The sequence below is a fragment of the Niveispirillum sp. CC-CTL257 genome (assembly GCF_059489915.1).
Genome location: NZ_JCAJXE010000001.1, coordinates 3,094,899 through 3,106,516, shown reverse-complemented (window position 1 = coordinate 3,106,516; position 11,618 = coordinate 3,094,899). Strand labels below are relative to the sequence as shown.

The window sequence follows — 11,618 nt, the reverse complement described above, 5'->3', positions numbered from 1 at the left end:
GCTTCGTTGACAGGTCCGGCGGGCGGCAGCCAAAGTCGCCGCCGTTCCTTCCTAAACCGAACATCAGGACCACCCCCGATGAGCAGCTTCGCCGATCTCGCCCGCACCATCGACCAGGCCTGGGAAGACCGCGCCAACCTGGGCTTCTCCACCACCGGCGACGTGCGCGATGCCGTAAACAAGGCCCTGTCGCTGCTGGATGCCGGCGAGGCGCGGGTGGCGGAGAAGGTGGACGGGTCCTGGGTGGTGAACCAGTGGCTGAAGAAGGCCGTGCTGCTGTCCTTCCGTCTGAATGACAATGCCATGATCGCCGGCGCGCCGGGTGGGGCCAGCTGGTGGGACAAGGTGCCGTCGAAGTTTGATGGTTGGGACGAGGCCGGCTGGCGTCAGGCCGGTTTCCGCGCTGTGCCGGGCAGCGTGGTGCGCCGCAGCGCCTATATCGCCCCCGGCGTCGTGCTGATGCCCAGCTTTGTCAATGTCGGGGCCTTTGTGGACAAGGGCACCATGGTCGATACCTGGGCCACGGTCGGGTCCTGCGCCCAGATCGGCAAGAATGTGCATCTGTCGGGCGGTGTGGGCATCGGCGGCGTGCTGGAGCCGTTGCAGGCCGGCCCCGTGATTATCGAGGATGATTGCTTCATCGGCGCGCGGTCGGAAGTGGTTGAGGGCGTGATCGTGGAACAGGGTGCCGTCCTGTCCATGGGCGTGTTCATCAGCGCCACGACCAAGATCATCGACCGCACCACGGGTGAGGTCTTCGTGGGCCGCGTGCCGGCCTATTCCGTCGTCGTCCCCGGCAGCCTGCCCGGCAAGGCCCTGCCCGATGGCAGCCCCGGCCCGTCCCTGTCCTGCGCCGTCATCGTGAAGCGCGTGGATGCGCAGACCCGGTCCAAGACCTCCATCAACGACCTGCTGCGCGACTGATCCCATGCCATCCATCGGTGCGCTGACCCTGCTGGTGCGGGACTATGATGAAGCTATCGCCTGGTATCGTGACCGGGCGGGTTTCACCTTGGTCAGCGACACCGACCTGGGTGGCGGCAAACGCTGGGTTTTGATGGCACCCAGGGGGGCCACGGAAACACGCCTGCTGCTGGCACAGGCGGTGGGGCCGGAGCAGGAAGCGCAGATCGGCCATCAGGCCGGCGGTCGCGTCTTCCTGTTCCTGCATACCGACGATTTCGCTCGCGACCATGAAGTGATGATGGCGGCGGGCGTACAGTTCCTGGAAGAACCCCGGCACGAAGCCTATGGCAGCGTCGCCGTCTTCCAGGACCTGTATGGGAACAAGTGGGACCTGTTGCAGCTGCGGTAACCCCGCACGTCCTATCCGCTTTCCGTTCCCTGTTATCACCATCACCGCAATTCCGCCCCTTTCAAAGTTCATGCACATTATACCGTTCTGCCGAGGGCTTGGCCCTGGGCAGAACGGAGGCTGGCGACCGACAGCCCGCCGCCCATGCGGCGTAGCCAAGGCGGCGGATGCCGCCGCCCGGCGACTGAGGGAACATGCAATCTCGCTTGATCGGTCACGATCAGGCGAGATTGGTATGATTTGCACCGGGCGGGGGCCTCGGGGTATCAAGGCGGCGTATCTTTACAAAGGGATTTTGGACATGTGCGGCATTGCGGGTTTTCTGTCGAACCTGACCTGGCACCGGGATCATGATGTTTCCTGGATCGCCCTGCTGGCCGATGGTCTGCGCGATGTCGGGATTGCCCATCTGGCCGGTATTGATACCATGCTGGACCAGCTGCATGCCCGCTTTGACGATCTGATGGCCTTTGCCACGCATCTGGCCCTGGTGGAACGAGCCGACCTGCGCGACCGGCTGACCCAGGCCGCCACCCGGATCGAAGGGCTGGAGGCAGAGCTGAAGGCCAGCGCCATTGCCCGCGACCCCGCCGCTGAACGCACCGCCGAGCGCCTGCGCGATTATGGCTGGCAGCTGCGCAACGAAGTGCTGGCCAATATCGACCGCACCCTGTCGCTGATCGGCGGGGTTCCGACCCCGGCCCGCGCCCAGCATTTCACCGCCTGGTCCATCGAGCAGGTGCTGGAGAACCTGGACCGGCTGGAGGTGCGCGGGCGCGACAGTGCCGGCGTGGCGGTACAGCTGCGCCTGCCCGGCCCCGTGTCGGACGGGCAGATCGCGGATTGGCGGCGGCAGGCCGCGTCCGCCGGTCGTGACGCGTTCGACGCCGATGGGGCCGTCACCCTTCATGCCCTGCCCGATGGCGGGGCCACCGCGCGCTTCACCTATAAGGTGGCGCAGCTGATCGGGCAATTGGGCGACAATGGTGCCACCCTGCGGGCCAAGGTGCGTGCCGATGCAATGCTCTGGTCCATCGCGCTTCAGGCGGATCAGGTGGGCATCCTGGCCCATACGCGCTGGGCCTCGCACGGGGCCATCAACCTGCCCAATTGTCACCCGCAATCGGGCTGGCTGGCCGGGGACAATGCCCCGACCCTTGTACCCGATGCCGATACGATGTGCGTGCTGAACGGCGATATCGACAATTACCGGGGTCTGAAGGATGGGCTGGTGCGCGCCGCCGGGCATGAGGTGCCGGCCCAGGTGACGACCGACGCCAAGATCATCCCCGTCGCCTTTCGCCTGACGCCGGGCGCCACCACGTCCGACCGTTTCCTGTCGGCGCTCAGGCAGTTTGAAGGCTCCGTCGCCATCGGCCTGCTGCACCCGACGGAACCGCAGCGGCTTTATTTCGGGCAGAAGGGCAGCGGCCAGTCGCTGTTCCTGGCGCAGGTCCGCGACGGTCTGATCATCGCGTCGGAGAATTACGGCTTGGCCCCGCGTGCGCGCGCCTCCATCGCCATGGCCAAGGTGGAAAAGGGCGGGTTGCAGGTGACCCTGTCCACCCTGGACGGGGAACCCGCCATCATGGCCCGCACCATTGATGATGGTGCCGATACAGAGTTGAAGCCCGAAACCATCGAGATTTTCAGCCGCGACATTTTCCGGGGCGATTTCGCGCATTTCTTCGAAAAGGAAGTGCATGAAAGCGCCACCTCGGTGCGCAAGACGCTGGTGGGCCGCTATACCCGCCAGGGCCGCACCGCCAGCTTTGACTTGGGTCCCGACGGCATCTGGGCCGGATTGCGCCGCCGTCTGGCCGACCCGGCCAAACCTGCCATCCGCCGCATTTTCGTGACCGGTCAGGGCACCGCCGCCATTGCCGGCATGGGTGTCGCCCATCTGCTGCGCCAGGCCCTGCCCGGTACGTCCATCCATGTGGAGGCGGCGAAGGCGTCGGAACTGTCATCCGATCTGGACGGTGTGCGCCTGGATGACGCCATCGTCATCGCCATCAGCCAGTCCGGCACCACCACCGATACCAACCGCACCGTTGATCTGGCCCGCGCGTCCGGCGCCTGGATTCACGCCATCGTCAACCGTCGCAACAGCCCGCTGGTCCGCAAGTCCGACAGCCATCTGTTCACCAGCGACGGGCGCGATATCGAAATGGCGGTCGCCAGCACCAAGGCCTTTTACAGCCAGGTGGCCGCCGGCAAGCTGACGGCGCTGTGTATCGCCGATACGCTGGGCACCCTGTCCGCCACCCAGGTCCATGATGAGCTGGTGGCACTGGAAGGGCTGCCGGCCCGTATCCAGGAAGTGCTGGATGAAGAGGACCTGATCGCCGCCTGTGCAGAACGCTACGCGCCGCAGAACCGCTATTGGGCGGTGGTCGGCAATGGCCCCAACAAGATTGCCGCGGAGGAAATCCGCATCAAGCTGTCGGAGCTTTGCTACAAGTCGATCCCCGTCGATTTCACCGAAGACAAGAAGCATATCGACCTATCGACGGAGCCGTTGACCCTGGTCATCGCCAATGATCTGCCGCCCCTGCTGGCCCAGGATACGGCCAAGGAAGTGGCGATCTTCAAGGCCCATGCCGGCAAGCCGCTGGTCATCGCCGCCAAGGGTGAAACCTGTTTCGATACCTATGCCGAGGCGGTGATCCGCGTACCGTCGGCGGGCGCTGGCCTGGATTTCGTGCTGGCGACCGTCGTCGGCCATCTCTGGGGCTTCCACGCGGCCCGCGCCATCGACCGTCGCTCGCAAGGCTTCCGCGCCCTGGGCGTGGCTATCGAACAGGCGTTGGTGGAAAGCGACCGACCGCTGGTCCCCATCATCGACGCCATCGCCGTGGAGCTGCGCCGGGTGGCCGATGGCGAACAGGACGCGGCCCTGCCGCCACGCGCCGTGGCACAGCTTGCCGCCCTCGCCTCATCACTCGCCACCGCCGATGCGGCCAGTCGTGCCGCCCTGCTGTCAGGCGGGGTGGAACTGATGCGCAAGCTGTTTGAAGAAACCAGCCGCCCCGTCGACACCATCCGCCATCAGGCCAAGACGGTGACCGTCGGCATTTCCCGCCCGGCGCGCGAGGTGGCACCTACTATCCTGTCGGCGCTGACCTCCCTGGGCGTCTCGCATGAGGCGTTGGCCGAGGCGGATCGCCAGACCCTGATCGCCTTCTCGTCGGTCCTGACCAATGTCGCCGGCGGTATCCTTTACGGGCTGAAGGGGGAGGGCAAGGATGGGGTGCCGGTCCTGGCCGCCACCGCCCGCATCGGCGTGTCGGCAGGCAAGGCATCGGGCTATGATGGGGGGCGCGCCGCCACGGGCAGCAAGCGCCGCGCCCTGCGCCTGGGCCGCATCATCTTCTCCGCCGGCAACAAGGCCGATGAGAATCTGGTGCTGATCCCCTTCTTCACCGGTGCCGATTGGCGTGTCGCGGGGCTGGCCATGCTGCATACCGACCTGATGGAACAGGCCTCCTTGCAGCAGAAGACGGCCCTGCTGAAAGAGCTGCAGCTCTACGAAGACCTGTTCGACGCCTATCACGATGCGGTGCATGGTGAAGACCGCGACTTCGCCGCCTTCATCGCCCGCGTCAGCCCCCGCGACCTGCTGTTCCGCAGCCCGGCGGAACTGGTGCGGGGGTAAGCATCTGTCACGCCGTTCCCACGGATTAGGCGTCAGCCGTAATCCGCGGTGCGACGATGCAGATCGGTCCCCTCAATTCCACTGCACCGCCGGCAACTCCCCCACCACGATGGGGCCAACGGAAAGCCGCCGGTTCTGCAGGGTGATGGGCACCGACAGGACGTCGCGCCCATCATCGCTGCGTTTTGTCAGGCCTTTCAGCCCCTGTTTCATCACGGCCACCCGATCCGCCGGAACGTTGCCGCGCGCACCCATGACGTCGATCAGGGCATCCGCCCCCGACAGTTCCACTGTGCCCGCCCCTTCCGGTTGCATGTCACGGTCCAGCGCCAGGGTGGCGTTGGCGCGCAAATCCATGCCGCTCCACAGCACGCGGAAGGACCGGATATCCAGGGTGCCGCCGCCATCGCGCCAGGCCGTCATCCCCTCCACACTGGGTTTGGCGGGCAGGGGTCCGCGCGGTTCATAAGACAGGGCCACCTGATCAATACGCTGCTGCAAAGGCGCTGGCACCGCGCCGGGCAGGTCCAGGCCGGTGATGACCAGACTGGTCTGCCCCTGGCTGTCGGTGGGGCCGGTGGGCGGCTGAGACGGGGCAGTCCAGGTCAGGGTCAGCTCATTGGCCTTCAAGGGACCGTTCCCGCCTTCCAGTCCGGCCACCAAGGACAGAAATGTCGCCTTCACCTGCTTGGGCTTGCCATTCAGGCCCAGGCTGGCCTCCACCACCATGCTGCCGGCGCTGCCGGTCATCGGGTCATGCCGGGCCGACCCCGCCAAATCCAGACGTAGCGGCGCGGTGGAGGCCAGGGTGATATCCATAGGCGCCCAGGCAAAGGCGCTGGCTGTCACCGCCCCGGCTTCCAGCACAGTCCCGCTGGGCCATTGCGCCCGCGCACCGGACAGCTCCACGGTGACCGTCAGCGGGAAGCCTCCCACCACCGCATCCCGCAGGTCCAGCATCACCCCCTTTTCCGCCATCGCCTTGGCCGGGGCGTCGGCCAGGGCCGTGCGTACCCGCCAGGCCAGCGTCGACCACCAGGCCGTATAGGCCAGCAGCAGCAGGATGGCGACGGACAGGGCCAGGAACAGGGCGCGGTAACGATGCAGCATGGGGATATCCGCGTTGGCACGGGGGGCGGGCTTGCGTTACCATTTTGCGATTGCGAGATGAAACCGGCAACCAGGAATGAACGACAGCGCCCCCGTCCCCGATTTCGACCACCCGCCCGGCAGCGACCTCTGGGTCTTTGCCTATGGCTCCCTGATGTGGAATCCGGGTTTTGACTTCGTGGAACAGCGCGCGGCGCTGCTGCGCGGCTACCATCGTGGCTTCTGCATCTACAGCCATCAGCATCGCGGCACGCCGGAACGGCCGGGCGCCGTGCTGGGCCTGGACCGGGGCGGGTCCTGCCGGGGCCGCGCCTATCGCGTGGCCGCTGATAGGGTGTCTGGCGTGCTGGATTACCTGTGGAAGCGGGAAATGGCCTACCGCGTCTATATCCCCCGCCGGCTGCGGGTGAAGACGGCGGATGGCGATGTGCAGGCCCTGACCTTCACCGCCGACCCCGACCACCCGCAATATTGTGGCCGCCTGGGCCTGGACGGCACCGCTGCCCTGATCCGCCAGGGGGAGGGACAGTCGGGACGCAATGTCGATTACCTGACCAGCCTGATCGATCATCTGGCCGAACTGGGCATCCGCGACCGGGGGTTGGGCGAACTGGCAGCGAGGGTGTAAAGCCATGGGACAGGAAGCCACCGTCACCACCACCTGGAACGGCACCACCAGCCATGGCAAGGCCATGCTGGAGGGTGACCACCTGTTGCTGCGCGGTGATGTCCGGGTAAAGCTGATGCTGGCCGACCTGACGGGGGCCAAGGTCGCCGGCGATGGTCTGGTCCTGATCACGCCTGATGGCACCCTGTCCCTGGCGTTGGGTGCGGCCAAAGCCGCCGACTGGCTGCACCGCATCCAGAACCCGAAGACCGTTCTGGACAAGCTGGGGTTCAAGCCGGGGCAGCGTGTGGCCCTGCGCGGACAGACACCCGACCCCGTTCTGGCCGCTGAGCTGTCGCGTGGCGGGGTCACAGGCGATGCCGGTGATGACGCCGACCTGATCCTGCTGGTGGCTGATGCCGTTGGCGATCTCAACGCGGTGGCCGGTCTGGCCGCCAGCCTGGGGCCCAAATCCGGCCTGTGGATTATCTATCCCAAGGGACGGCGCGACATTACCCAGGAGGATGTATTTGCCGCCGGACGCGGTGCCGGGCTGGTTGACAACAAGGTGTGCGCGGTGTCACCCACGCATACGGCATTGAAATTCGTGCGACGGAAGGCGTGAGACAGGGATGAGTGCGACACCCCCCATGAAGGCTGTGATCATCCCGGTCACGCCGTTCCAGCAGAATTGCTCCATCATCTGGTGCACGAAAACCCTGCGCGCCGCCGTGATCGATCCCGGCGGCGGGGTAGAAGAAATCCGCAAGGCCGTGGCGCAGAACGGGCTGACGGTGGAACGTATCCTGGTCACCCATGGCCATGTCGACCATGCCGCCGCCGTGGCCGACCTGAAGGACCTGCTGAAGGTCCCGGTCGAAGGGCCCGCCATTGAGGATAATTACTGGATCATCGCGCTGAGGGAACATGGGGCCGGTTACGGGATGCCCTATTCCCGGCCCTTCACACCCGACCGCTGGCTGGTCGATGGCGATACGGTCACGGTGGGCGACCTGACCTTGCAGGTGCTGCATTGCCCCGGCCATACACCGGGCCATGTCGTGTTTTTCCACGAACCGTCGCGATTCGCCATTGTCGGCGATGTGATTTTCCAGGGCTCCATCGGGCGAACCGACTTCCCCGGCGGCAATCTGGACGATCTGGTCCGCTCCTGCCGGGAAAAGCTGTTCCCGCTGGGCGATGACATTACTTTCCTGCCGGGCCATGGTGGCCTGTCCACCTTCGGTCAGGAACGGCAGAGCAACCCCTATGTCGGCGACCGCGCCGTGTCGGGCAGACGCTGAAAAAGGAACCCCCGGCATTGTGGGGACAATGCCGGGGGGACAGACGGACCCGTCATGAGGGGCGAAAGGCCCGTCACCATCCCGGCTGTCGTGGGGCCGCCAGCCGGGATACAGATGCGTGAACAGTGTTCGCACGTTATTGAACTACGTTCAAGTGACAATCGTCACATGCTCAATAAAATGCACCGGCCCCAAAACGCGAAACCCCCGGCACCGTGGGAACGGTGCCGGGGGTGGCGGGGCGGGCCTGTCATGAGGGCGGATTAGGCCCGCCACCATCCCGGCCGCTGTGGGGCTGCGGGCCGGGATGGGAACCTGCTTCCTTAAAACCTTAGAAGCGATAGGCAACGCCCACGCGCACCTGGTTCTCACGGAAGTTGGTGTCGTCATAGTTGACGTAGTTGTATTCGGTACGGACCAGGACATTGTCGGTCACGGCATATTCCAGACCGCCGCCCAGACGATAGCCGTCCAGATTGTCGCTGGCCTTCACCTGCGTCGCACCGGTGCCGACGGTCACGTCATAGTTGGTGCGCTGCCAGCCGGCGCGGGCATAGAGCAGGGCATTGTCGCTGACCAGGTAACCGGCGCGGGCCGACAGGCCCCAGCTTTCATTGGCATCCAGCTTGGCCGGCAGATTGGCGACTGTACCGGCCTTGTCCGACAGGCTGGCCGAACCCAGTTCCGCTTCGGCGCCGAAATAGAACTGGTCGAAGGTCTTGCCGTAGCCAACATAGGCGCCATACAGCCAGCCATCGCTGTCGATATTGGCGCTGGCGGTACCGGAAGCGGCGGAAGCATTGTTGTCCGTGTAACCGGTGAAGGCACCGACATAGGCACCGTCGAAGGGCGACTGCGCCAGGGACGGAGCGGCGCCAACGGCGACCAGAGCAACACCACCAAGCAGGGCAGAAGCAATACGCGACATCTTTTTCTCCATATGTGGTACCACAAGGCACAGTTGATCTGTGGAGCCAATCTTTGGCGTTACCCTGTGGACCATTCAGCTCACTCGTTATTGCGATTGTGGCGATTTCTTGTTTGAAACCGTCATGCATCATCGCGGTGAGGACTGTGTAGCGGAATTTGAACGATGTTCGATGTGCGTTTCATCACAGAAGCCATGCGGTTGTTTTATGGCCGCCATCCGCACCCCCATCTTGAATGCATGCCAAAGCGCCCCCAACGGGCCTGTGTCCGGGGGGTGCTTTAATGCCAACGTAAAATTCTACGGATGAGGCGAGGCCTGGTGCCTGCTAAACCTACCGCCGCGCCAATAGGTCCTGATGCCCGACCATCAGGCGGGCACCCTGTTCGCTGGCCAGATGGCGGCGGCGGTCGGCCCAGGCGCGGATGCGCGCGGCACTGCCGGGGTCCTGTTCGCTGGCCGCCTTCTCATAGCCGGCGATCATGGCCAGATGGGCCGCGATCTGCTTCGGCCCGATCTTCCAGTCGGCCTGGCCCGTTTCCACCTTGTACCCCGCCCCGGTCAGGGCGGCGGCCAGGGCCTGCGGCGCTGCCGTGCCCAGGGCAGGCCCGCCCAGCCCCTTGGCGCGGCCCATATGGGCATGGAACAGGTCCAGGACGAACCCGTCCTCCTCATCCGGGATGGAAAACTCGACCCGCCCATCGACCGTCAGCGTGAACAGCAGCGGCGGGAAGCCGCAACTGGCCAGTTCCTTCACGAACCGGTCCAGCCAGGGCTGCGACACCAGATCGAACAGGGCCTTGGCGGTGATGCCGTCATACTGGTTCAGGCCCAGATCGGCCGGGTCCTGCGCCAGATCGAAACTGCGCATTTCCACCCGCACCGCCATATCGTCGCAGGTGATCATATAGGCGCGGCGCTGTTCCTTATGGTCCCAGCCATTGCGGTCGGCCCAGCGCCCGATCTCCCCCGGCGCCTTCGCCAGAAGCTTGCGGTCCTTCTCGATCAGGGTCCAATCCTGCTCGCCCCGGCCCAGCTTCATGGCCAGTTGGCGCACATTGCTGCCGGTGCCGGCCCCCAGATCGATGATCATGGGATGGGTGGGCAGCACGCGACCGAAGGCCCAGGCCAGCCCCACGGCGCGCGCCGCCTCGTCCAGCGGTTCGCGCAGGCGCAGCCATTCGGGTTCGAAATCAAGGTTCATGCCGGTGTCCGATCACTTTCCCTGGAAACCAGGATGCCGGAGAGGGCGTTCCCGATCAACGACACAGAATATTGCCAGCTGGGCAACGCTTCACCGGCCCGAGTTGCTGCGGTCCGGGCGGCGGCAAGCGCCGCCGGATCGGACAGCAGCCGTTCAAAGGCCGCCGCCAGCGCCGCCACATCACCCGGCGGGACGACGGCCCCGGCGTCGGGCGGTACCACCTCCGCCAGACCGCCGGCATCGGTGACGATACAGGGCAGGCCACGTTTCAATGCGTCGGCGGCCACCATGCCATAGCCTTCGTGGAAGCTGACCAGGGTGAACAGATCGGCGGCCCGCCATTCGGCATCCAGCGCCGGTCCCGACAGTTCCCCGGCCAGCCGCACCCGGTCGGCCAGACCATACCCGGCAATGGACAGGGCAATGGCGGCTGCCTGTCCGGGATGGCGGGCATCACTGCCCACCAGGACCAGCCGCCAGGGCAGATGCCTGACGCGGGCCAGTGCCTCGATCAACACCAGATGCCCTTTGCGCGGGGTCAGGGTCGCCACGCACAGGATGGTGGGAACCCCGGCGCTACCCGTGGCGGGTTCCGCAGGATCGGTGCCGGGATTGGCGATGCTGATGCGGTCCGCCGGAACCGACAGATCCACCACACCCCGCATGCTGGTGCGCGAGGGCACGATGACATGGCGCATATGGGCCAGCGCGTCCCGTTCGATGCGAAACAGCGTATCGGCCTGTTCCGGCGTCAAGCCGTTTTCCAGATGCAGCGGATGATGCACCAGGGCCGCAAAGCGCAGCCGGTAGCGATCCACCCAGATGGCGTGTGCCGCCACCGGCAGGGCCAGACCATCAATAAGGACCGGCGCACCATCGGGGATGGAAGCCATGATGGCGTCCGCCGCATCACGCGACGGATCATCGACAAAGGGATGCGGGCCTGGCAGTTCATGCACGATGACCGTTTCCCCGACCGCCCGCAGCCCCGCTACCAACCGGCGCAGATAGCCATAACCGCCCGTCAGCTGATTGATATCGCCGGGGCAGAGAATATGCAGAGGCTGGCCGATCATCGTGCGGCATCCCCGTTCAGCGGGCCCTCATAGGAACCCCAGGCGGTGTGGCTTTCCGACAGGACCACCCGCAGCCCATCCAGCGCCGGCCCGTCGGCACCCAGCGCACCCGCGCGGATGCCGGCTGCGATCTTGCGGTGGATGTCGCCCGCCAGATACTCGGTAGTGGTGTTGCGCCCGCGATATTCCGGCATCTCGTCCAGGTTCTGGTAATTCAGGGGGGCCAGCACCTGTTTCAGCAGGACGGACGCGGCCCCGATATCCACCACCAGCCCCTCCGGTGACAGTTGCCGGCGGCGAAACTCCGCATCCACGACAAAGGTGGCACCATGCAGGGCCTGGGCGGGGCCGAAGATCGCCCCGACAAAGGAATGGGCGATCATGATGTGGTCGCGTACCGTCACGGAATACATGCC

Annotated in this window: 11 protein-coding genes; 6 read left to right on the top strand and 5 right to left on the bottom strand. The window is 65.5% G+C overall.

The window, feature by feature from the left end; all coding sequences use genetic code 11:
* The first annotated feature begins 78 nt into the window (after nucleotides 1-78).
* From dapD to ABC729_RS14590, 3 genes are all read left to right on the top strand, one after another.
* Nucleotides 79-924, top strand: a complete 846-nt coding sequence (gene dapD, locus ABC729_RS14600) for a 2,3,4,5-tetrahydropyridine-2,6-dicarboxylate N-succinyltransferase (RefSeq protein ID WP_495608277.1) — start codon at nucleotides 79-81, stop codon at nucleotides 922-924.
* Nucleotides 925-928: 4 nt separating this feature from the next.
* The gene (locus tag ABC729_RS14595) at nucleotides 929-1,315 is read left to right on the top strand and encodes a VOC family protein (protein ID WP_495608276.1); all 387 of its coding nucleotides are present in this window, start codon (nucleotides 929-931) and stop codon (nucleotides 1,313-1,315) included.
* Between the two features lie 301 nt (nucleotides 1,316-1,616).
* A complete protein-coding gene (locus tag ABC729_RS14590) occupies nucleotides 1,617-4,973 on the top strand; it encodes an SIS domain-containing protein (RefSeq protein ID WP_495608275.1) in 3,357 nt (1,118 codons plus the stop codon).
* Nucleotides 4,974-5,045: 72 nt separating this feature from the next.
* On the opposite strand, the gene ABC729_RS14585 is transcribed toward ABC729_RS14590, so the two are convergent.
* Nucleotides 5,046-6,083 carry a DUF2125 domain-containing protein gene (locus ABC729_RS14585; RefSeq protein ID WP_495608274.1) on the bottom strand — a complete coding sequence of 346 codons (1,038 nt, stop codon included), beginning with the start codon at nucleotides 6,081-6,083 and terminating at the stop codon, nucleotides 5,046-5,048.
* 76 nt (nucleotides 6,084-6,159) lie between these two features.
* Between ABC729_RS14585 and ABC729_RS14580 the strand changes: the two genes are divergently transcribed.
* Genes ABC729_RS14580 through ABC729_RS14570 form a run of 3 tightly spaced genes read left to right on the top strand, consistent with a single transcriptional unit; the run spans nucleotide 6,160 to nucleotide 7,994 of the window.
* A complete protein-coding gene (locus ABC729_RS14580) occupies nucleotides 6,160-6,711 on the top strand; it encodes a gamma-glutamylcyclotransferase (RefSeq protein ID WP_495608273.1) in 552 nt (183 codons plus the stop codon).
* Nucleotides 6,712-6,715: 4 nt separating this feature from the next.
* Nucleotides 6,716-7,315: a hypothetical protein gene (locus ABC729_RS14575; protein WP_495608272.1), complete on the top strand. Its 600-nt coding sequence runs from the start codon at nucleotides 6,716-6,718 to the stop codon at nucleotides 7,313-7,315.
* Between the two features lie 7 nt (nucleotides 7,316-7,322).
* Nucleotides 7,323-7,994 (top strand): MBL fold metallo-hydrolase, encoded by a 672-nt coding sequence (locus ABC729_RS14570; protein WP_495608271.1) that lies wholly within the window; start codon nucleotides 7,323-7,325, stop codon nucleotides 7,992-7,994.
* 331 nt (nucleotides 7,995-8,325) lie between these two features.
* Here the strand turns inward: ABC729_RS14570 and ABC729_RS14565 are convergent, their stop codons facing one another.
* The 4 genes from ABC729_RS14565 to ABC729_RS14550 form a co-directional block, all read right to left on the bottom strand.
* Nucleotides 8,326-8,922 (bottom strand): outer membrane protein, encoded by a 597-nt coding sequence (locus ABC729_RS14565; protein WP_495608270.1) that lies wholly within the window; start codon nucleotides 8,920-8,922, stop codon nucleotides 8,326-8,328.
* A gap of 334 nt (nucleotides 8,923-9,256) precedes the next feature.
* Nucleotides 9,257-10,126 carry a hypothetical protein gene (locus ABC729_RS14560; RefSeq protein WP_495608269.1) on the bottom strand — a complete coding sequence of 290 codons (870 nt, stop codon included), beginning with the start codon at nucleotides 10,124-10,126 and terminating at the stop codon, nucleotides 9,257-9,259.
* A complete protein-coding gene (locus tag ABC729_RS14555) occupies nucleotides 10,123-11,202 on the bottom strand; it encodes a glycosyltransferase family 4 protein (RefSeq protein WP_495608268.1) in 1,080 nt (359 codons plus the stop codon). The genes ABC729_RS14560 and ABC729_RS14555 overlap by 4 nt, the downstream gene beginning before the upstream one ends.
* Nucleotides 11,199-11,615, bottom strand: coding sequence for a 6-pyruvoyl trahydropterin synthase family protein (locus tag ABC729_RS14550; RefSeq protein WP_495608267.1), 417 nt, complete (start codon nucleotides 11,613-11,615; stop codon nucleotides 11,199-11,201). The genes ABC729_RS14555 and ABC729_RS14550 overlap by 4 nt, the downstream gene beginning before the upstream one ends.
* Between the last annotated feature and the right edge of the window lie 3 nt (nucleotides 11,616-11,618).